Annotated in this window: 22 protein-coding genes and 1 pseudogene; 16 read left to right on the top strand and 7 right to left on the bottom strand. The window is 38.0% G+C overall.

The genetic code is table 11. The features are described from left to right. Positions 1-265: 265 nt before the first annotated feature. Positions 266-556: a DUF3817 domain-containing protein gene (locus ACSVDH_RS24060; RefSeq protein ID WP_439252961.1), complete on the top strand. Its 291-nt coding sequence runs from the start codon at positions 266-268 to the stop codon at positions 554-556. 131 nt (positions 557-687) lie between these two features. Here the strand turns inward: ACSVDH_RS24060 and ACSVDH_RS24055 are convergent, their stop codons facing one another. Then, entirely contained in the window at positions 688-1029 is a 342-nt protein-coding gene (locus ACSVDH_RS24055) for a LytA/YqiH family protein (protein WP_439252963.1), read from the bottom strand. A gap of 210 nt (positions 1030-1239) precedes the next feature. Here ACSVDH_RS24055 and ACSVDH_RS24050 point away from each other — a divergent pair, with 210 nt between their 5' ends. The 6 genes from ACSVDH_RS24050 (at position 1240) to ACSVDH_RS24025 (ending at position 7132) form a co-directional block, all read left to right on the top strand. Further along, positions 1240-3675, top strand: a complete 2436-nt coding sequence (locus ACSVDH_RS24050) for a heavy metal translocating P-type ATPase (RefSeq protein WP_439252965.1) — start codon at positions 1240-1242, stop codon at positions 3673-3675. A gap of 15 nt (positions 3676-3690) precedes the next feature. Further along, positions 3691-4512, top strand: coding sequence for a DUF8832 domain-containing protein (locus ACSVDH_RS24045; RefSeq protein WP_439252966.1), 822 nt, complete (start codon positions 3691-3693; stop codon positions 4510-4512). 72 nt (positions 4513-4584) lie between these two features. After that, on the top strand, positions 4585-4929 hold the full coding sequence (locus ACSVDH_RS24040; protein WP_439252967.1) for a metal-sensitive transcriptional regulator: 345 nt from the start codon (positions 4585-4587) through the stop codon (positions 4927-4929). 13 nt (positions 4930-4942) lie between these two features. Next, the gene (copZ, locus tag ACSVDH_RS24035; protein ID WP_299092473.1) at positions 4943-5149 is read left to right on the top strand and encodes a copper chaperone CopZ; all 207 of its coding nucleotides are present in this window, start codon (positions 4943-4945) and stop codon (positions 5147-5149) included. A 237-nt stretch (positions 5150-5386) separates the two neighbouring features. Then, entirely contained in the window at positions 5387-5728 is a 342-nt protein-coding gene (locus ACSVDH_RS24030; protein WP_439252968.1) for a MerR family transcriptional regulator, read from the top strand. A 78-nt stretch (positions 5729-5806) separates the two neighbouring features. Further along, complete coding sequence (locus tag ACSVDH_RS24025) at positions 5807-7132, top strand: hemolysin family protein (protein ID WP_439252969.1); 1326 nt, start codon at positions 5807-5809, stop codon at positions 7130-7132. A gap of 435 nt (positions 7133-7567) precedes the next feature. Here ACSVDH_RS24025 and ACSVDH_RS24020 read toward each other — a convergent pair whose 3' ends face one another. From ACSVDH_RS24020 to ACSVDH_RS24005, 4 genes and pseudogenes are all read right to left on the bottom strand, one after another. Then, a complete protein-coding gene (locus tag ACSVDH_RS24020) occupies positions 7568-8224 on the bottom strand; it encodes a PspA/IM30 family protein (protein WP_439252970.1) in 657 nt (218 codons plus the stop codon). After that, positions 8224-8706, bottom strand: a complete 483-nt coding sequence (locus ACSVDH_RS24015; RefSeq protein WP_439252971.1) for a hypothetical protein — start codon at positions 8704-8706, stop codon at positions 8224-8226. Before ACSVDH_RS24015 ends, ACSVDH_RS24020 begins: the two co-directional genes overlap by 1 nt. Positions 8707-8855: 149 nt before the next feature. Beyond that, positions 8856-10229: a sensor histidine kinase gene (locus ACSVDH_RS24010; protein WP_439252972.1), complete on the bottom strand. Its 1374-nt coding sequence runs from the start codon at positions 10227-10229 to the stop codon at positions 8856-8858. Continuing rightward, positions 10219-10888, bottom strand: a pseudogene (locus tag ACSVDH_RS24005) (response regulator transcription factor). Before ACSVDH_RS24005 ends, ACSVDH_RS24010 begins: the two are co-directional and overlap by 11 nt. A gap of 313 nt (positions 10889-11201) precedes the next feature. On the opposite strand from ACSVDH_RS24005, the gene ACSVDH_RS24000 reads away from it, so the two are divergent. The 4 genes from ACSVDH_RS24000 to fumC all read left to right on the top strand — a co-directional run bounded on the left by ACSVDH_RS24000 (position 11202) and on the right by fumC (position 17372). Continuing rightward, positions 11202-11981 (top strand): GNAT family N-acetyltransferase, encoded by a 780-nt coding sequence (locus tag ACSVDH_RS24000; RefSeq protein ID WP_439252974.1) that lies wholly within the window; start codon positions 11202-11204, stop codon positions 11979-11981. Between the two features lie 387 nt (positions 11982-12368). After that, positions 12369-14255, top strand: coding sequence for an endonuclease MutS2 (locus tag ACSVDH_RS23995; RefSeq protein ID WP_439252975.1), 1887 nt, complete (start codon positions 12369-12371; stop codon positions 14253-14255). Positions 14256-14549: 294 nt separating this feature from the next. After that, on the top strand, positions 14550-15878 hold the full coding sequence (locus ACSVDH_RS23990) for an FAD-dependent oxidoreductase (RefSeq protein WP_439252976.1): 1329 nt from the start codon (positions 14550-14552) through the stop codon (positions 15876-15878). Between the two features lie 108 nt (positions 15879-15986). Next, complete coding sequence (gene fumC / locus ACSVDH_RS23985; protein ID WP_439252977.1) at positions 15987-17372, top strand: class II fumarate hydratase; 1386 nt, start codon at positions 15987-15989, stop codon at positions 17370-17372. Between the two features lie 25 nt (positions 17373-17397). On the opposite strand, the gene ACSVDH_RS23980 is transcribed toward fumC, so the two are convergent. After that, positions 17398-18735 carry a HAMP domain-containing sensor histidine kinase gene (locus ACSVDH_RS23980; protein WP_439252978.1) on the bottom strand — a complete coding sequence of 446 codons (1338 nt, stop codon included), beginning with the start codon at positions 18733-18735 and terminating at the stop codon, positions 17398-17400. Continuing rightward, positions 18732-19397 (bottom strand): response regulator transcription factor, encoded by a 666-nt coding sequence (locus tag ACSVDH_RS23975; RefSeq protein WP_299092458.1) that lies wholly within the window; start codon positions 19395-19397, stop codon positions 18732-18734. Before ACSVDH_RS23975 ends, ACSVDH_RS23980 begins: the two co-directional genes overlap by 4 nt. Before the next feature lie 275 nt (positions 19398-19672). Here ACSVDH_RS23975 and ACSVDH_RS23970 point away from each other — a divergent pair, with 275 nt between their 5' ends. From ACSVDH_RS23970 to ACSVDH_RS23950, 5 genes are all read left to right on the top strand, one after another. Beyond that, positions 19673-20911 (top strand): S1C family serine protease, encoded by a 1239-nt coding sequence (locus ACSVDH_RS23970; protein WP_439252980.1) that lies wholly within the window; start codon positions 19673-19675, stop codon positions 20909-20911. A gap of 152 nt (positions 20912-21063) precedes the next feature. After that, complete coding sequence (locus ACSVDH_RS23965) at positions 21064-21219, top strand: hypothetical protein (RefSeq protein WP_439252982.1); 156 nt, start codon at positions 21064-21066, stop codon at positions 21217-21219. 46 nt (positions 21220-21265) lie between these two features. Beyond that, positions 21266-21472 (top strand): YozQ family protein, encoded by a 207-nt coding sequence (locus ACSVDH_RS23960; protein WP_299092455.1) that lies wholly within the window; start codon positions 21266-21268, stop codon positions 21470-21472. 169 nt (positions 21473-21641) lie between these two features. Further along, positions 21642-21743, top strand: a complete 102-nt coding sequence (locus tag ACSVDH_RS23955; RefSeq protein ID WP_439252984.1) for a YjcZ family sporulation protein — start codon at positions 21642-21644, stop codon at positions 21741-21743. Positions 21744-21928: 185 nt separating this feature from the next. Next, the gene (locus tag ACSVDH_RS23950) at positions 21929-22228 is read left to right on the top strand and encodes an ATP-binding protein (protein ID WP_439252985.1); all 300 of its coding nucleotides are present in this window, start codon (positions 21929-21931) and stop codon (positions 22226-22228) included. Positions 22229-22252 lie beyond the last annotated feature (24 nt).

Raw genomic sequence — 22252 nt, 5'->3', positions numbered from 1 at the left:
CTCCTTTTCACTTTTTGTAAAGGTAAGTATAAAATTTTGTACTTAGTTTTAGTGTCTAGCTCCAGGCGCCATCTGCTCTAGGGTCTAGTCAAATAGGAATTGAAGGTAAAGAACACCTTCTATTCCTATTCGCCTTGCGCTTTTCTTATGTTTAGTTGGCTTTACCCCATTCTTTGTGTTAGGAAATTGTCATAGTTTATCACAGCCTGTCTAAATGATCCATGTATAATAAAAGTATAAATCGCTAGAAATTGGAGTTGATATGATGTTTCAAACATCTGTAGGTTTTTTGCGCTTTGTTGGGAACTTAGAGGGGATTTCTTATTTAGTGTTACTGATTATTGCCATGCCGCTAAAGTATTTTCTTGATTTTCCTCTTGCCGTCACCATCGTTGGCGGTCTGCATGGATTTTTATTTGTCTTGTTTGTCGTCATGGTAGCTGTTGTGAAATTTAAAAAACATTGGTCAGTTCTCTGGGGAATATGGGCTGTATTCCTTGCATTTATTCCATTTGGCACGTTTTATTTGGATAGGCAATTAAAGAATAAGGAATAGGATCAATATCAATATCTATTTGCTCGAGGCATTATCTTTTTTATAAAATAAGAGCAAAAGGAAAATCCACGACGATGTGGATTTTCCCATTTTTGTATTATTAAATGACTTTGGCGTTGTTTTTAAGTCTCTTACTCCTCTATCTCCACCTTCTCCAAAATATTCTGAGACGTTTCTTCATTAAACCGATACTCAATATGAATTTCTTTATTTGTCTCCAGCGGTTCTAGGATCTTCCTTTGTTCTTTTGTAATTTGCAAAGCCAAGGGTTTATTATTGACGATTACTTCAATTGTGTGCGGATCCATGAGTCCGATATAAGTGGCTTGTGCAGAAATCATTTCTTGCTCTTGCATATTCTTTTCACTAGCTCCTTTTGTTGTAAGAGGTTCATTTGTTTGCTGCTGAGAGTTGCTGCATCCTGATAAGAAAATCATTATAGAAATAAAAAACGCAAAAAAATGTTCAGACATAAAAGCCCCCCAATACACCCTTTTTTCTTTTATGTATAGACTAATAAGCAGGGTGACATGCCTAAAATAAAAAAAGTAAGAATAAATGGTGGAAAAAGGATTGACATATACCATGGGGGGGTATAGTATAATACATAACAAAGGTGATATCACTCAAATTTTTTAAACATGTGTGAAGTGAATTTACATTGAGATAAAGGAGACATTTCAATGAATCCATCAAAGCAAGAAATTAACCTGCCGATTATAGGTATGACATGTGCAGCATGTGCCAATCGAATTGAAAAAGGTTTAAAACGAATGGAAGGGGTGGAAGAGGCGAATGTCAATTTTGCCTTAGAAAAGGCTTCGGTTACCTATGATCCCAATCAAGTAGAAATCGATCAGCTTTTTCGAAAGGTGAATGATCTAGGATATGAAGTCGCCACAGAAAAAACAGAACTATCTATTATGGGCATGACTTGTGCGGCATGTGCGAACAGGATAGAAAAAGGCTTAAACAAGCTGGACGGAGTCGTAAATGCCTCAGTGAATTTTGCTTTAGAAACAGCAAATGTAGAATACAATGCTTCACAAGTAACCGTTCAAGATCTTAAAAATAAGGTTTCCCAACTAGGCTATGAGGCAATGGTAAAAGAAGAAGAGAAAGCAGAAGGAAGTGATCACCGTTCACAGGAGCTGGAAAGACAAAAAGGCAAATTTATTTTCTCGCTTATTTTATCTGTTCCATTATTATGGGCGATGGTCAGCCATTTTGAATTTACGTCCTTTCTTTACTTGCCAGAGATGTTCATGAATCCTTGGTTTCAATTAGCGTTAGCAACACCTGTACAATTTTTAGTTGGAAAGCAATTTTATGTTGGAGCATTTAAAGCATTAAAAAATAAAAGTGCAAACATGGATGTATTAGTCGCGCTTGGAACGTCTGCAGCTTATTTTTACAGTTTGTACTTGGCAATTAAGTCAATTGGATCGAATGAGCATATGGTTTCCCTTTATTTTGAAACAAGTGCTGTTTTGATTACGTTAATAATTCTCGGGAAATTATTTGAGGCACGAGCAAAGGGCCGTTCATCAGAAGCAATTAAAAAACTCATGGGCTTACAAGCAAAAACTGCGCTAGTCATTCGAGATGGTAAAGAAGTTGAGATACCGATAGAAGAAGTCGTCGTTGGAGATTATTTTCTTGTGAAGCCGGGTGAAAAGGTGCCGGTAGATGGGGAAATTGTTGAAGGACAGTCAGCCTTAGATGAATCGATGATTACTGGTGAAAGTGTTCCAGTGGATAAAACAGCAGGGGATGCCGTCATTGGAGCCACAATCAATAAAAATGGATTTTTAAAGGTGAAAGCAACAAAGATAGGCAAAAATACAGCGTTGGCACGAATCATTAAGGTGGTTGAGGATGCACAAGGTTCAAAAGCACCGATCCAGCGTTTAGCCGATCAAATTTCGGGCATCTTCGTACCAATTGTGGTAGGAATTGCTTTTCTTACCTTCTTTATTTGGTATCTCTGGGTTAGTCCTGGTGAATTTGCCGTTGCCCTAGAAAAGCTAATCGCCGTGCTCGTTATCGCTTGTCCATGTGCATTAGGCTTAGCAACACCAACATCGATTATGGCGGGATCCGGTCGTGCAGCCGAATATGGGATTTTGTTTAAAGGCGGCGAACACCTAGAAACAACTCACCAAATTACCACTGTTATTGTCGATAAAACAGGGACTGTTACAAATGGTAAACCGGTTTTAACGGATGTGATCGTGGAAAACGGCATAAATGAAGAAGACTTTTTACGTTATGTAGCAAGTACTGAGAAGCAATCGGAACACCCGCTGGCTGAAGCGATTGTAAAAGGAATTCAGGAGAAGCAGCCTGCTTTGGAAAAGGTCGATTCCTTTGAAGCCATACCGGGATATGGGGTCAAAGCACTGATAAATGGTACAGAAGTTCTGATTGGAACAAGAAGCTTAATGGAAAACAATCACATTCAGATTGGTCATGCAAATGAAAAGATGGAAGCACTTGAAATGAAAGGAAAGACTGCGATGCTTGTCGCAATCAATCAGCAATATGCGGGAATTGTGGCTGTTGCAGATACAGTAAAGGATACTTCTAAGCAGGCGATTCACCGTTTGAAAGAAATGGGGCTGGAAGTAGTCATGATGACTGGTGACAACGAAAGGACGGCAAAATCGATTGCTGCTGAAGTGGGAATTGATACGGTTATAGCAGAAGTCCTTCCTGAAGGTAAAGCAGCAGAGGTGAAAAAATTACAGCAGCAAGGGAAGCTAGTCGCAATGGTCGGAGATGGCATCAATGATGCTCCCGCACTAGCGGTTGCAAACACAGGAATGGCAATTGGAACTGGCACAGATGTGGCAATGGAGGCAGCGGATATTACGTTAATGAGAGGCGACTTAATGAGCATTGCCGATGCGATCCTAATGAGTAAGAAAACTATTCGTAATATTAAACAAAACCTGTTTTGGGCGTTTGCTTATAATACAATCGGAATTCCGATCGCAGCAATCGGTTTCCTTGCACCATGGCTTGCTGGTGCGGCAATGGCATTTAGTTCTGTATCCGTTGTATTAAATGCCTTGCGATTACAAAGGGTAAAATTAAATGTAAAGGATGCTTCATAAAAGGGGTTGGAGAAAATGATGAAATGGGCAGCAGCTGCAGTCGTATATTTACTGGTTGTAATGGGCTCCTATTTGTTTTATTCAGAAGTAATTGCTAGTGAACAACAAACAACGAATAAACATCAAGACAGTCATGTGACAGAAGACAAAACAAGTGAGCATGGACATCATGGTGAAGAAAATAATCTGGAACATAATAGCGAAGTGGATGCAGATGTAAATTATGATGGCACGTCACTTGTTGTGAAGCTGACTGATCAACAAGGAAATCTAGTGGATGATCTCGAAGTGAATCATGAAAAGCTGATGCATTTAATAATTGTTGATGAGCATTTAGCTGAATTTTATCATGTTCATCCAGATAAGACTGGCAAAGGAACATTTAAACTGAATAAGAAAATGCCTGAAGGAGCCTATAAAGCGTTTGTTGATATCAAACCAAATAATTTAACGTATCAGGTCAAACCCATAACATTAACGGTTGGAAATAAGGAAACAGCTCATAGCCATCAGGCACTACAGCCTGATCAATCGTTAATCAAAAAGATAGATAGCTATGAAGTGACACTAAAAATGAGTTCACAAAAGGCGAACGAGCCAATCACCATGTCATTTGAATTGGATCAAAGTAAATTAGAGCCTTATTTAGGGGCAATGGGTCATATCGTGATTTTAGATGAAGAAGGGACAAACTATATTCATGTTCATCCGGTAAGTGATCAGGAGCCACGCTTTGAAACACAATTTGACGAACCCGGCAATTATAAAATCTGGGCTGAGTTTAAACAAAATGGAGTGGTAAGAGCATTTCCATTTGTTGTTGAAATAAAGCAATAATCAGCAGATTTTGAATAGATGAAGGGGGGGTATTATAATATAAAAGATAGTGAACGTAAGGGGGCATATTCGTTGAGCAATGATCATGAAAATCTTGAGCACGACCTTGAACAGGAACAATGCAGCCATCATGAGCATAGAACAAGTCATCATTCTGAAAAAGTGAAAAAAAATTTAATCACCCGGTTAAACAGAATAGAAGGACAAATTCGCGGGATAAAATCGTTAATTGAAAAGGATACGTATTGTGATGATGTCATCACCCAAATCTCAGCAACCCAATCAGCACTTAATAGTGTTGGAAAGCTTCTGCTTGAAGGACACCTTAGAACATGTGTTGTCGAAAGAATTCAAGAGGGTGACGAAGAAATCATCGATGAACTATTAATTACTGTGCAACGATTAATGAAAAAATAGGAGGATAATATAAATGGAAACAATTCTTTTAAAAGTAGAAGGAATGTCATGTAATCACTGTGTAAATTCAATAGAGGGAAGTATAGGAAAATTAAATGGTGTATCTAATGTAAAAGTAGACTTAGGTCAAGGAACAGTTGAAGTCAAATTTGATGCTAGCCAAGTAACAGAAAAAGAAATGAAGGATACAATTGAAGATCAGGGATATGATGTTGTATAAGTTAACAGTTTAAATAGAATGGATAAAATCGAGTGTAAACAACGTTTACACTCGATTTTTCTATGTGGTGATCAAAAATAGAAAAAATGACAGAATGGTGAAACTTTCATTCTTTCTATCCGTATTACTTGATGATCCTGATTGGACATTGTATGATGAAACCATCACGTTATAGTTTGGAGGTATAATATTGGGACTGGCAAACTAAAAATTGGAGAATTAGCCGAAAGAACTGGTGTGACAAAACGCACGATTGATTATTATACCAATTTGGGGCTGTTGGAAGTAGAACGTTCCCCTTCTAATTATCGATACTATGATATGTCGGCAGTTGAGCGGTTGCATTTTATAGAAAAGTGTAAAAAAGATGGGATGTCATTAGAACAAATAAAAAAGAGACTAATAGATGAAAATGCAGAAGAGATTGATGTATTAGAATTAAGACTGAAAATAAAAGAACTTGAAAGTGATGTAACGAAAGTATTAGCACAACTCGACCATAATCAGGAATATATCAAAAAAAATATTTCCCGTGAAAGTCTTTCGTTAATACAATCTTTGCTCTTGCTCCTGAATTAATTTCTTACAATTTGGGTAATGAAAAGAATAACAAGTATATAAAGGAGGTGTAGATCTTACATCCAGTAAGATCACTCATTGACCACTATTAATTTATTTATTTTTGTATTATTAATTGCTTTAACTGCCTTTTTCGTAGCCACAGAGTTTGCGATCGTAAAGGTAAGAGCATCAAAAATTGATCAGCTGATTGCAGAAGGGAAAAAAGGAGCAGTTTCAGCAAAAAAAGTCGTTACCCACTTAGATGAATATTTATCTGCTTGTCAGCTCGGAATAACGGTTACAGCACTAGGAATTGGGTGGGTTGGAGAATCGACATTTGAAATCCTATTACATCCTGTTTTTAGTTATTTTAATGTCGATGAATCATTGTCACATATTCTCATTTTAGTTATTGCTTTTGTTCTTGCAACATTCTTGCATGTTGTAGTGGGGGAGCTTGCTCCTAAAACAGTTGCAATTCAAAAAGCAGAGACGATAGCACTTCTGACGGCAAAGCCAATTATCTGGTTCTACCGCATTTTGTACCCATTCATTTGGTTCCTAAATGGATCTGCACGTGTATTAGTTGGATTCTTCGGGCTTAAGCCGGCTTCAGAGCACGAGTTGGCGCACTCTGAGGAAGAACTTCGCATCTTGTTATCAGAAAGTTATAAAAGCGGAGAAATCAATAAAAATGAGCTAAAGTATGTAAACAATATCTTTGAATTTGATGAGAGAATTGCCAAGGAAATTATGGTTCCGCGTACCGAGATTGTGACGATATCAATTGATGATTCTTATGATGATATTGTAAAAATAATTAAGAATGAACGATATACCAGATATCCGATTGTAGACGGGGATAAGGACAATATTATAGGCTTTCTTAATATTAAAGAGTTTTTAACTTCAAAGGTTATGGCGGGAACTAGTACGAAAGCATTTAACATTGATTCGTTTATCAACCCTGTTATTCAAGTTATTGAAACGATCCCTATTCATGATTTATTAGTAAAAATGCAAAAAGAACGAACACATTTAGCTATTTTGATTGATGAATATGGCGGTACCTCAGGGTTAGTTACTGTTGAAGATATTCTTGAAGAAATCGTTGGCGAAATAAGAGATGAATTCGATGAGGATGAAATCCCTGAAATACGTAAATTAAGTGATCAGCATTTTATTTTAGATGGCAAATTACTCATTGATGATGTTAACAACTTGCTAGATACGCATTTATCTGATGAGGGTATTGATACAATCGGAGGCTGGTTTCTTACGCAAAACTTTGATGCAACGGTTGGAGCAGAAGTTGAGAAAGATGGATATCTATTCAGAGTGCATGAAAGTGACGGACACCATATCCTCTATTTGGAAGTGTTAAAAACAAAACCACAAAATGTCGTTTACCTGCAGAACTAACAAGGCAAGCTTTTAAACCAGCAGGCTTCAAAAAGTAATAACACTTGTCCAAAAAATGCGAACACCTCGAATTATGTTGAGGTGTTCGCATTTCTTTTATAAGGTAAGAAAGTATAAAATTTGAACTTAGTTTTGGTGTCCAGCTCCAGGCGCCATCAGCTCTAGGGTCTAGTCAAATCGGAATTGAAGGTAAAGAACACCTTCTATTCCGATTCGCCTTATGCTTGTCGCCGAATGCTTAGCGCCTTGCGCTTTTCTTATAAGGAAAGTATAAAATTTTGTACTTAGTTTTAGTGTCTAGTTCCAGCGTCTAGCCCCTCTAGGGTCTAGCCACTCATGAATTGAAGGCAAAGAACGCCTTCTATTCATGAGCGTCTTATTTGCCCTAGGCTGATCAAGGCGCTTCCGCTTTTCTTATAACAATCTCTTTAAGATTTAAGCTTGTTTTTCCATTGCTTCTTTTGCTTTCAAAAATTCCTCTTCCACCTCAAGAGAATATGTTTTGTCTTGAAGCGGTCTATTTTTAGATAAGTAATCAAGCGCACTTGCTTTAGACTCTAAGTGTAAAACCTTATCTTCCATTCTAGCAAAACCATTTACAATGCTTTCAGATTGGGAAGAAAACAATGTGTTTTTCACTCTGTAGCTTGTCTGGGCTGTTGTAGCTCTTGAGAGAAGCATTGTTTTGCGATTTTGCAAATCAGCATATGTTTCCTTTAATTTTACAACCTGAGCTTTTAATTGATTTGTTTGATCTTTTATTCCTTCAAGCTGTTCCTCAAGTGCTTGTAGCTTTTTTTCTTGCTCAAGACGATCTTGGATAGCCATTTTTGCCATTTCATCATTCTTCTTTTCCAGAGCAAGTTGCTGCTGTCTTTTGCGGTCCTGAATGGTCTGTTTGACCTGACGAATATACCCTTCATGCTTTTGTTCAAAATAAAGCTGGTTGCCTAAGGCAGATTGTGCTTTTGCTAGTTCTGCCTCCAGCTCTCTAATATATTGTTTGACCATACTGACGGGATCCTCACATTTGTCCAATACATGATTGAAATCGGCTGCTGCAATTGTTTTTACTCGTTTAAAAATTCCCATTATTTTTCTTCCTCCTTTTTTGTTTTGCGTTCCCATTCATCAAGATGATCATGGGTTGTATAAGCTGGGGTCATAATAGCCATTTGTTCATCTATTAAATCGGAATCCGCCTTCTTGCTTTTAAAAGCGAGATAGATAGCAAGCAGCAATGCTGGAATTGCAATCACTAGCGGAAGAATTGAAAACACGCCAACTGCTAGTAAAATACCTCCTAGCCATTTTTTTACTGACTCACCATCTGCTTTTTTCCAAATCCACCAGCCAAAGGCAATCAATCCTATAGCAAAGAGGAATGGAACATTAAAAAAGTCAAAGTGGCTGCCAAACCCTGCATGTGGAATATAGCGACCATGGCCCATATGTGACTGCTGAAGACCATAGTGGGTAAAGAAATGGACAATCATATTTACGATGGTGGTTAGGAAAAACAACCCTGCTAGGGCAATCCCTATCCAAACGAAAGGATGTCTTCTCTTTCTCATCAATCCTTCACCTCCTTTCAAGTTGTTATCTTGCTATGGTTATAATGTAATAGAGTTTGGTGAAAAGACGGTGAAAAATAGGGGAACTTATAAAATTTCTAGCAAGAAAGTAATAGAAAATAAAAATAGCTTGCAGATCTATCTGCAAGCTACAGTTTTTTATATGGAATTTTAACTAAAAATGTACTGCCTTCTCCTAATTTGCTTTCGACTGTGATTCGGCCGTTGTGAAGCTCCACAATCCATTTTGCTATCGAAAGGCCAAGCCCATGCCCGCCTTGCTGTCGTGTTCTCGCTTTATCTACACGATAAAACCGTTCAAAAATATGGGGCAATTCCTTAGGGTCCATCCCGATTCCTGTGTCCTTAACTGCGATTAGCACCGTGTTTGCTTCCTTCTTAATAGACAAAGAAACAGATCCAGGGTCTTGAGAATATTTAATCGCATTATCAAGCAGGATATACAGCAGCTGGGTTAGTCTTTCCTTATTTCCATTGATTTTGATCATTTCGTGACTATTTAATTCTAGTTTGATATTTTTGGCTAGAGCATGTGCTTTAAACGAAGCAACCGTCCGTTCGGCGACCGAATATAGGTTGAAATCCTCAAAGGTAATTTTCTGGTCATCTGAATCTGATCTTGCTAGTGTGAGCAAATCACCGACAAGTCCAGTCATACGTTTCACTTCATCTTTTAAATTATCAACCATTTTTCCTGCCATTTCATTTTGTTCTTGTTTCTCCATTTCAAGAATATCTAATGAGGACAGCATGACACTTAACGGTGTTCGTAATTCATGGGAGGCATCTGCAACGAATTCCTGTTGCCGCCTGAAGGCTTGTTCAATTGGAACCATCGCCCGCCTTGCCATAATACGGCTAAATGAAAAGGCGATTCCGGAAAAAATAAGTGCTGAAATCACTAAAATCGTTAAAAGTCCTTTTAATAGCTCAGATAAATCAGTGATGTTTTGTCCGATATAAAGATAGCCAACAAGCTGGTTTCGTTCATAGATCGGCTTTGCAATCATAAGCAGCTTTAACTGTTGATCCTCTGGAACATATGTTGAAAAGCGGTTGTTATCGATATTCTCCATCATTTGGCGATGATTTATCGATAATGTCTCTGTGCGTAATTCTTCTCTGGGCGGCTGCCAACCTTCTATGAAATTGATAAAGTCTGTTTGAAGAAATGGCAGCTGCTCATTCTGTAAAATCAGTTCCCCTCGAATAGTTATAACATAATAAAAGAGCTGATCACTATCTGTTGAAACAAATTCAGGATCCTGTTTCCGCCCGTTAGGACCATCGTCAAAGTCCTCTTCTAAAAAACTTTCAACACGCTTTGCTTCATGCTCAGCCATATCGCGCAATTCATTTTTTTCAGCAGCAGTAAACCATACATATACAATTGAATATAGAATTGTAATAAATAAGAGCAAAAACAAAATAATGAGTAAACTAAAGTTAATTGTTAATTTCCTCTGTGTTTTAAAAAATAAATTGGTCTGATTACGCTTCAAGCTTATATCCAACCCCTCTAATGCTCTGCAGCCAATCTCCTTTTCCAAATCGGCTCAGCTTTTTGCAATTTTACAGTAGCATCAATTGTTTTATAAGAAACATCTGTTTCATTTCCCCAAATCCGATCAAAAATAATCTCTCGTGTAAGAACCTGCCCCTTATTTTGTACCAATAAATCAAGAAGCTGGTATTCACGAGGGGTTAACTGAATGACATGTTGATCCATCTGCAGGGTGTGGCTTGTTCGATTGATGGTAAGGGCATCGATTGTAAAGATTTCTTCGCGAATCGGTGAAAAATTGCGACGACCTAGCGCCCTGAGTCTTGCTAACAGCTCATCAATCTCAAAAGGCTTTACTAAATAATCATCTGCTCCAGCATCAAGTCCGACAACACGATCCTGAATCGCGTCTTTTGCGGTTAACATTAAAATAGCTCCGCCATAGCCTTCTTTTCTTAAACGCTGGCAAATCTCAACTCCGTCACCATGTGGCATCATCCAATCCATAATGATTACATCATAAAAAGAGGCTGTTGCATAATCATAAGCATCCTCTCCAGTTTGAACCCATTCTACTTGATACTTTGCCTTTTTCTCAAGCATATATGTAACAAGCTCGCCAAGCTTTACATCATCTTCGGCTAATAAAATATTCATCATGTCTATCTCCCTCCACAAAACTAAAGCTATGCTTATCCTATTATTATAAAGTGAAAAATCGGAGAAAAAAATGAGTGCTGGATTTTTTACATACAAAGTAACTCTATGAATATAAGGAGACGGAGTGGGCTGAAAATAATGAATAAAAAGTTTTACGCTGAATTTTGGAAGATTAGTAGAATGCTTTGTTGCATAGAAACCATAGTATGAGACAATTAATGCTGATAAAAATAAAGAACTATGTAGCGAATTTGTGCTGATGGAAGATAAATACTATCACTAAATTCAATGTCCAAAAGGGGATGAAAAAATGGTAGAAAAGATGATTGAAGCTTTAGATCTCGCGTATGTATCGTCATTTTCAAAAAAGGTAGAAACAATCTGGGGCTATCTTTTTTATAATGTAGACCAGCCAGATTATTATGATGCGAACCATGCCTATATTTCCTCTTATGATCAAAATCATGAGGATATCATAGATGAAGTCGTGAACTTTTATCAGGGGAAAGGACTTATTCCAAGATTTTATCTATCCCAATATGAAGAGCATCCCGATTTTGTTAAGGCTCTTAAACAAAGAGGCTTTGGTTTTGAAGAGTTCGAATGTCCAATTCAACTCATGAAATTAAAGGTAGATGTGAAAAGGGATTCAAAGGTAACGATTGAAAAAGTAACAGAGGAAAATAAGCAGGATGCCATTCACATTGAATGCCAAATAAAAGAACTTGGCGGAGCAATCCGAAAAAAAGCTTTTGAGGAAGAATTTGCTCATGAAGCGTATACACATTATGTATTAAAATATGATGGGGTTCCTTGCTCAACAGCTTGTATCTTTATGCATGAACAGGATGCAAGATTAGAAAGCGTGGCAACTTTGGAAGCGTATCGTGGTAAAGGGCTGATCGGCCAGCTGATCCATTATATCCAGGAGGAAGTATCAAACATGCATGTGGAACGCTTTTGGGTCATTCCAATTAACGAGACAGTGGAAAAGGTGTATAAGAAATCTGGCTTTGAAACAATTAAAACAGTAAAAACCGGCCATGCATTTTTAGGCGGAAGAAGTATCGAGGAAATCCGCAATAGTTAATAGGATTCCTTATATTGACAGTGTGATCCATTATCTGTTATTTTATAGGTAACAAAATTTTAGGAGATGTGTTTTGTGAGGGTTTCTGTTCTTAACTAATCGAAGTAAATACTTCAACTGCATGACTTAGCTTGGAAAAACTTTTACAATCGTAAAGGTTTATTTAGCTATGTATCTGCAGAAAGTTAAGAACAAAACGGTCATCATACACAATTTGCAATCTCTTGCATAACGCCCGTAGACAGCCGTGCTTTGTTTAAGCATGGTTTTTGTTTGTATTGGGTGATAGCTTTATTAGGCGAAGTCTGCTTAATAATAGGGATAAAAAGGTGATGAACAACCAACTGTTCATCACCTTTTTTTATTTTATTAATGGAGGTTTAAACATTGAACAAAACAGCAATGGAACGTTTAGAATTTACCAAAGTAACAGCATTGCTTAGTGACTATGCAATGAGTGAGACGGCGAAAAGAAGAGCTGTTCAGCTTGAGCCGATTCATGATGAGAAAAAAATTAGGCGCTGGCTTAATGAAACAACGGAGGCATGTAAAATTTTCGAAAAATCCTCGAGCATACCTGTGCATTCCCTTCATGGGGTTGAACAAATGATTACCATGGTGGATAAAGGATATATTCTCACACCAGAGCAATTTGGATTTTTAGGCGCTTTCTTAGATAGCGTGAAGAAAATTAAACGTTTTATGGTGAAACAGGAATATATTGCACCAACGATCAGCTCCTATGCTTATTCTCTTTATGAGCTTTCAGATTTGGCAGATGAAATTGCACGATCCATTCGAAACAATACAGTGGATGACTATGCGAGCAGAGCTTTAACGAAAATTAGAAGTAAGATCGCATCAACAGAAGAAAAGATAAAAGCAAAGCTTGCACAAATAATGAAAAATTCAGCTTCTTACCTGCAAGAGCAAGTAGTCAGTGTTAGAAATGGCCGATATGTTGTCCCAGTGAAAAGTGAATGCAAACGGAAATTTTCAGGAACCATTTTAGACCAGTCGTCAAGCGGGCAAACCGTTTATATGGAGCCTAAAGATTTAAATAAGCTGCAGGATGAACTGACGTTTTTAAAAGTGGAGGAAGAGCTTGAGGTTCAAAAAATTCTTGGTCAATTAACTGAAATGACAGCGATGTATAAACAGGAGCTTCAGATCAATATTGAAGGAATGGTGTCCTATGATTTTATTTTCGCAAAGGCAAAGCTAAGCAGATCGATGCAGGGAAATGAAGTCCAGCTGCAACCTGATGAAGGGCTGCAGCTTATCCAAGCAAAACATCCCTTATTAGGTGTGAATGCAGTGCCATTAACGGTGGAATTAGGGAAAGAGTACATGGCACTAGTGATAACCGGACCAAATACAGGCGGTAAGACGGTTACGATTAAAACGGTAGGATTATTAGCAATGATGGTCCAATCAGGTCTCCATATTCCTGCCGATTCGAATAGCAGCTTTTGCATTTTTAAAGATATTTTTGTTGATATTGGTGACCAGCAAAGTATTGAGCATTCCCTAAGTACTTTTTCTTCCCATATTCGGAATGTGATTGATATCCTGCAAAAATCCCGGAAGGATACGCTGATTATCCTTGATGAAATAGGTTCAGGAACAGATCCTCAGGAAGGAATGGGGCTGGCAATTTCAATCTTAGAGGCATTATACCGATCAGGGGCCATGATCATTGCTACCACACATTATAGTGAACTAAAGGACTTCGCAGAAAAAGCAAATGGATTTCAAAATGGCTCAATGGACTTTGATATTGAAACACTTCAGCCTCTCTATAAGCTGATTATCGGCAAGGGTGGAGAGAGCCAGGCATTTACAATTGCACAAAAATTAGGGATGTCTTTGGAGATTATCAAGAGAGCAAAAGAAATCACCCATCAACAGCCTCGTAGTGAACGTGAAATACTGCCAAATGTCGTTCCATATGAGAAAAATCAAAAGCAGAAAGCTCAAGAAAAGAAACAAATGACAACCTATCAAGCTGGTGATGTAGTATGGATTTCACATCTTCAAACAAAGGGAATCGTTGCATCGGGTGCAAACTCGAGAGGAGAGCTTGAACTTTTAGTGAAAAATCAAAAAATGATGGTCAATCATAAACGAGTTCAGCCATTTATTGAAGCGGAAGACTTGTATCCTGACAATTATGATCTTGATCAAGTCTTTGATTCTAAGGAAGTGCGCAAGAAAAAGAAAGTGATGGGTAGAAAGCATGTTGAAGGTCTAAAGATTGATCATGAGGAGTAGAAAGGGGAGTTTTTCCCCTTTTTAAAAAGGTAAGAAATGATAAAATTTCAACCTAGTTTTTGTGTCTAGGCACTCATGAATTGAAGGCAAAGAACGCCTTCTAATTCATGAGCGTCTTATTAGCCCTAGGCTGAGCAAGGCGCTAACGATTTTCTTATTTAATTTGTGAAAAACTTCACAAAAAAGTATTGCCTTTTTCATAAAGGCGGAATATAATAAAACCATAAACAATGTGAAACATTTCACAATTATATGTGAAAAACTTCACAAACTTATTTTTAGGAGGAAATTAATATGAAAATTGCTGTTATTGGATGTACACATGCAGGAACTGCAGCTATTTCAAATATGATAAAACTATACCCAAATGCAATTATAAATGTTTATGAAAAAAACGATAATATCTCTTTCTTATCTTGCGGAATTGCCTTGCATGTCAGCGGTGTTGTAAAGGATGCAAATGGCTTGTTCTATTGTACACCAGAGGAGCTTACTCAGCTTGGTGTGAATATGTTTATGCAGCATGAAGTCCTTGATGTAAATATTGAAGGGAAAACACTTGTCGCTCGAAATCTTCAGACAAATGAAACGATAAATGATACATTTGATAAATTAGTGATTGCAACTGGATCTTGGCCAATAATTCCTAAGATTGAAGGAATCAATCAAGAGAATGTCCTCCTATGCAAAAACTTTCAACATGCAACGACCATTATTGAAAAAGCAAAGGATGCGGAAAAGATTGTTGTTGTTGGAGCAGGCTATATTGGTATCGAGTTAGTAGAAGCGTTTGAAATGAGAAGGAAACAGGTAACGCTTATTGATGGGGAAAACCGCATTTTGAGCAAATATTTAGATGAGTCTTTCACTGATATTATTGAAGAGGATTTCCGCAATCGTGATATTCACTTAGCATTAGGTGAAACGGTTACTCGTTTTGTTGGAAAAAATGAAACAGTTGCAGCTGTTGAAACAACAAAAGGAACGTATGAGGCGAATCTTGTCATCTTATGCATCGGTTTCCAGCCAAATACGCAGCTATTTAAAGGGCAAATCGACATGCTTGAAAATGGCGCAATCAAAGTCGATGAATATATGCGCACAAGCAATGAGGATGTGTTTGCAGCTGGTGACAGCTGTGCCATCCGCTATAATCCAACAGGTGAGCATGCCTATATCCCGCTTGCAACAAACGCGGTGAGAATGGGAACATTGGTGGCAAAAAACCTGATGGAGCCAACGATTAAATATATAGGGACACAAGGAACATCTGGTATCAAAATCTTTGATCAAAATATTGCAACAACTGGTTTAACAGAAATGATGGCACGTCGTATGGGTATGAATGTGAAAAGCATCACAATCTTAGAGCATGACCGCCCAGAGTTTATGCCAACCTATGAAGACATTATGTTAAAGGTAGTCTATGAAGAAGAGACAAAACGAATTGTCGGGGCACAGGTGATGTCTAAAGTTGATGTTACACAATCTATTAATACATTATCTGTTTGCATCCAAAACAACATGACAACAGATGAGCTAGGATTTGTCGATTTCTTCTTCCAGCCGCATTATAATAAGCCGTGGAATTTCTTAAATCAGGCTGGATTACAAGCACTCTAAGCTTACTTAGGAGGCTGGCTCAATAGAATGAGCCAGCCTTTTCCTTTTAAAAAAATAAAAATAGCCATAATATAGATGTGTGACATCATTTTTCGGAGGTGGTTGAGGATGAATTTTCGTATTGAAAAAGACACAATGGGTGAGATTCAAGTACCAGCTGATAAGTATTGGGGAGCTCAAACACAACGCAGCAAGCAAAACTTTAAAATTGGCGGAGAAAAAATGCCAAGTGAGGTTATCATTGGTTTCGCTATTTTAAAAAGAAGTGCGGCAAAGGTAAATGAATCACTAGGAAAGCTACATAATGAAAAGGCACAAGCGATTATAATGGCTTGTGATGAAATCATTGATGGCAAATTAACTGAGCATTTTCCGCTTGTTGTATGGCAAACGGGAAGCGGAACACAAAGCAATATGAATGTAAATGAAGTGATTGCACGAAGAGGCAATGAAATTCTAAAGGAAAAAGGGATCGATGCCGTTATCCATCCAAATGATGATGTAAATATGAGCCAAAGCTCAAATGATACATTTCCAACAGCGATGCATATTGCGGGCGTGATGGCAGTGGAAACGAATTTGCTTCGAGCGATTGAGAAGCTATCAGCAACGTTAGAAGAAAAAGTGAAGCAATTTAAGGATATCGTAAAAATCGGACGTACCCACTTGCAGGATGCGACACCTTTAACCTTAGGCCAGGAAATTAGCGGTTGGGTTCATATGCTTCAGCAAACTAAGGAAATGATCCAGCAAGCAACATCATATATGGAAAATTTGGCTATAGGCGGTACTGCAGTAGGGACGGGAATTAATGCTCATCCTGAATTTGGCGATCGAGTAGCAAAGGAAATCAGTGAGTATACCAAGAAAACATTTCGCTCTTCAGCAAATAAATTTCATGCGTTAACAAGCCATGATGAAACTGTTTATGCACATGGCGCGTTAAAAGCATTAGCGGCAAATTTAATGAAAATAGCCAATGATGTCCGCTGGCTGGCAAGTGGTCCTAGATGCGGAATCGGGGAAATTACCATTCCTGAAAATGAACCGGGAAGCTCAATCATGCCGGGAAAAGTAAACCCGACGCAAAGTGAGGCCATGACGATGGTTGCTGTTCAAGTAATGGGAAATGATGCAGCCATTGGTTTTGCGGCAAGCCAAGGAAACTTTGAATTAAATGTGTTTAAGCCGGTAATCATTTATAATTTCCTGCAGACTGTTCAGTTGCTTTCTGATGCAATTATTTCCTTCCATGACAATTGTGCAGTTGGTATTGGAGCAAATCTGCCAGTCATTCAACGTTACCTTAATGACTCTTTAATGCTCGTGACTGCATTAAATCCTCATATAGGATATGAAAATGCGGCTAAGATTGCAAAGCTTGCTCATAAAGAAGGGATTACGTTAAAAGAAGCTGCCGTTCAACTAAACCTGCTAACAGAGGAACAGTTTGATCAATATGTAAAACCTGAAGAAATGACTTATCCAAAATGAAAAGGGGGGCTAAAATAGCCCCTTTTCACTTAATGATCAAAGGAATTTTCGTATAAAAAGCTGCACCGTTCTCCTCATTTACCGCCCAAACCTTTGCATCATGTAAATCGGCAATTCGTTTTACGATGCTTAAGCCGATGCCAAACTCTCCTTTATGTCCTTTTTGGAAAGGCTCAAAAAGCTGATCCATAATCCCCTCATCAATGGATGGACCATCATTCCAGAAACGCAGCAGGATTGACTGGTCTGTTTTTGTAATAGAAATGGAGATTACATTTTTGGCATAACGTAATGAATTTTCAAGCAGGTTTTCGATCAGCTTTTCCCATTGCTCGGCATCACCTAAAATTTCTGCTTCTTCCAAGTGAAGCTGCCAATCAAGATCAGCTTTCGCCCATTTGATTCGTTCCACTTCATCGCTCACAAGCTGATCAAGGTGAAACACGGCTTTTGTCGGCTTGCGGGTTGATAAGAAGTCGAGCTTTGTTAAATACAGCAAATCCTTGATTTTTTTCTCAAGCTTTTCGGACTCCTCCTCGATGACATCCATCGTACTTGTTAAATCACCTTTAGGAAAAATACCGTCATTGACAGATTTAGCATAACCGCGTATAACCATAACCGGTGTTTTTAAGTCATGTGAAATATTTTGCAGCAAGGTTTGTTGGGCTTCATCTTTCCGAACAAGATGCTGCCGCATTTTTTCAATCGTATGACCGAGCTTGCCAATTTCATCATTTCGATCTACCTCAACCGGCTCATGCCATGCTTGTTCAGAAATATCTTTTACATGCTTTTCAAGCTTAACGAGCGGCTTTGACAAGTATCGTGCAAGCCAAATCGAAGGGATCCAGCTAAATAAAAAGACAATAAACATTACAACCATTAATTGCCTGAAAAGTGTAAACACAAGATCATTTCGGTATGAATCCCAGGAATAAGATAAAAGATATACGGGTTCGCCATCCACCGTTAAATTCTTCCGTATCACATAAAAGAGGGTTTGGTCTTTTATGTTTTTTTCATACCTCGCCGTTGCATCCGTTTGATTGGCTGCTAAGTCTTGTGTCTGCCTGATAAAATCAAGCGGTAATTCTTCCGAATATAAGAAAAACGGACTTTGAATAGGAACCACTACATGTGAAACAGAACGATCTTTTTTCTTGTCTCGTCCTAATTCATTGATATCAGGTTCCCCATAATCAGTTAGAACGAGTTGTTGATTTTCAATGGTTTTATAAATTTCCTTCGTAAAAAATCCCCGTAGGGTCGTTGGAAAAAGAATGACCAGTAATAAGGAGATAACGAGGAGAATTCCTGAAAAAACAACCCATATTTGAAAGGCTAATGATTTATTTTTCATCCTTTTAACATCCTATAGCCAAACCCATAAATTGTTTCCAGCTTGAGATCGGGCATTTTTTTTCGCAGCCGCCTTACAAGATCATCTACCACCCGATCTGTGCCAAAATAATCCGGTCCCCAAAGATTCGTTAAGATTTGCTCTCTTGAGAATGCCTGTCCTTGGTTGTGGAGAAATAACTGCAGCAAATCAAACTCTTTTGAGGTCAGGTTTACTTCCTCCCCGTTAAGGTAAGCGATCCTTAACTGTTCATCAATATGGTATGGCGGAAGATTTGTCAGTGCATTCGTTTCCTCTGTATAGGTTCGTGATAAAAGCTTTTGCACGCGGATGACAAGCTCTCTAGGCAAAAATGGTTTTGAAATATAATCATCGCTGCCTAATTCCAGCCCTAACACACGGTCAATATCCGCATCCCTTGCTGATATAAAGATAACAGGTATTTCTGGTGTTGCTTCTTTAATTTCCCTGATTAATTGATAGCCATCAATATCCGGAAGCATGATATCTAAAATCCATAAATGAGGCGGCCGGTTAATTAAGTTTTTTGCATCGGTTCCTGTTAAACATGAAGTGACCGACCATCCTTCATTTTTTAAATACATAGTTAGCAGTTCATTTAAGTTTTTTTCATCCTCGACAAGATAGATGGTATAGCTCATGGTTTCACTTCCTCTCAAGGGTATTATACATCGTACTTGTAAATGTGGATGCCCTTTTCACAATTTCCCATAATTCTTTCATTTTTATCCCAAACTCGTTATGTATAGTTACCTTATAAGACAGGACAATGTTATATACGAAAGAAGGAATTCAGTTATGAAAGCCATTATATTAACAGGAGTATCATTATTATTCATTTTAATTGTCATAGGCGGATATGTTAGCTCAGGAGCTTAATCTTTTATCATATTAACAAAAATAGGAGGACTAAAGAATGGGATATTATGACGACACTGAACTTTCTCGTGAAAAAGCAAAACCGTCCAGAAGCATTAAACCATTTTTTTCATCGTTAATAAGTGGTGTAATCGGCGGAGCGCTTGTACTAGGAGTAACGACATATACAGACCAAAAGGAAAATTCAACTTCAGTTGCTGATAATAATTCGGTTGAAGCATCTGTACAAAAGAATGATCAAGAAAGTACTTCAACAATTACCGCACAGGAGCTGTCCAGCAATGCAAATTCGATTGCAGATATTGTGGAAAATTTATCACCAGCAATTGTAGGAATTACTAATATGCAAGCAAGCGGAGCCGATATGTTTGGGAATACTCAAAGTGAAAGTGTGGAGAGCGGGACAGGTTCAGGTGTTATCTTTAAAAAGGAAGGTGATGCAGCATATGTCATTACAAATAATCATGTGATTGAAGGTGCTCAGTCGATTGAGGTAACACTTTTTAATGGAGAGAAGGTGGCTGCAGAATTAGTTGGAGCAGATGCGTTAACAGATATCGCCGTATTAAAGATTGATGCCGAGCATGTCACTGTAGTTGCTGAATTAGGTGATTCATCAGCCCTTCGCACAGGAGAAAATGTCATTGCGATTGGAAATCCTTTAGGAGAAGAGTTTACAAGAACGGTTACCCAAGGCATTATTAGCGGTGTTGACCGGACCATTGACGTGACAACATCTGAAGGGGATTGGGCATTGAATGTCATTCAAACAGATGCCGCTATAAATCCAGGGAATAGCGGTGGACCGCTTATTAATATGAGCGGAGAGGTCATTGGGATTAACAGCTTAAAAATTAGTGAAAATGGTGTTGAAGGATTAGGGTTTGCGATCCCGAGTAACGATGTTAGTCCGATTGCTGAAGAACTAATGAAAAATGGTAAGATTCAAAGGCCATTTATCGGTGTAGGTTTACTCGATATGAGTGAGATTCCAGAGTATTATTTACAGCAAAACATGCAGCTTCCGGATAATGTAACAGAAGGCGTAATCGTTGGCAATGTTCAACAAGGCTCACCAGCAGATGAAGCAGGCTTAAAGCAGCAGGATGTCATTATCGCGATGGATGACAAAGAGATCGGTTCAGCAAGTGATTTAAGAAAATATCTTTACACTGAGAAGAACATTGGTGATGAAGTGAAACTAACCATTTATCGCGCAGGAGAAAAAATGGATGTTACACTTAAGCTTGTGAACCGTGATGGAACAAATGCATAATTGGTTCGAGGATTAACATGTTACTCTTTATATAGATGATAAGAACTGACCAAAGGATGTTTCAGCTAATTAAAGTCTGACCTTCCTTTTGGTCAGTTTTTTGCATATTCATCTTTGTTTTTGGGAATGGTTATATTCGAGGAGTGATGTAATTGGAAAAGAAATCAAACCAAGTGGATCCAAATCAAATTGCACCAGGTATGGATGATGACCAGGAATTAAATGAAAATGCATCGCAGGAGGAAATAGAAAAAGGCGAATCAACGAAGGTGGTTACATTATCTTATGATGAGGTCGATCCTTCCTGAGAGAAAGACCTTTTCATTAATTATGTCTTATAAGGAGTGGCCAAGGATGGATAAAAAACAAAAAGTGGAAAGCAGCCAAATTGCAGGAAGACATTATGAGCCAGAGGATTATAAGCGTCAGGATGAACTTTCGGAAGGATTGGCAATGACTCACGAACAAGCGTCAGATGATTATATGGAAGGAACAATTGATGCAAATTTTGAAGAGAATGTTGATCAATCAAATGGAAGCGCAAGAAAAGGTAAGCAATAAGCTATACATATTGGGCTGTCTCAATAGATCTGAAATCTATTTTGGGATAGCTTCTTTTTTTACTAAAAAATTGGGTTCTTGAAATAGAGTTATTGAATAACGATTAAAATCACTTCGGCATATATTAGTTATGTATCGTTACACTTAATCCAGAAAGAGGTGAACATGAATGAGTCAAGAAGGTGGATATGCAGGAGGCTTTGCATTAATCGTTGTTTTGTTCATCTTGTTAATCATTGTTGGTGCTGCTTATGTTGGTGGCGGATACTAGAATCAACAATGAATAGTAGAATGAAAGAGCCTGCTTTTTAGCAGGTTCTTTTCCTGTTAAAAAAATTGAAATGTTTGAAAAAATGAAAGTGTAAACTTAGAATATAAAGAATAAGAAGATTTTTACATACTAGCCATTCATCGTATCTAAGAGTGATTATGAAAAAGCTATGGAAGGAGAACAACATGAATAGCGCAAACGCTAGGATAGAGAGAGATAAGCTTAAGGTTTTCTTAAAGAATAGCGGTTTTTTTAATCAACAAATATTCGAGGAACACCCTAATGGATATTATGCCTTAGATAGCAAACCGTTTTTTACGACGAAAGAAAATGGAATAGGCTTAGGGTTTATGGTTAGCTACGAAATTATTAAACATCATAACGGTGAGGTAAAGATAGACAGTCATTCAAAGGGGACAACGATTTCTGTCATTCTCCCAATCTCAAATGATGACAAGAAAAAGAGTCTTGGTTTGCACTTATAACGGTTGATTTAAAAAGAGGTTAGA

This window comes from Metabacillus sp. Hm71, assembly GCF_051842955.2.
In the GTDB taxonomy this organism is placed as follows: domain Bacteria; phylum Bacillota; class Bacilli; order Bacillales; family Bacillaceae; genus Metabacillus.
Note: the sequence above shows the minus strand (reverse complement) of the source record. Positions and strands in the feature narration are given on the sequence as shown.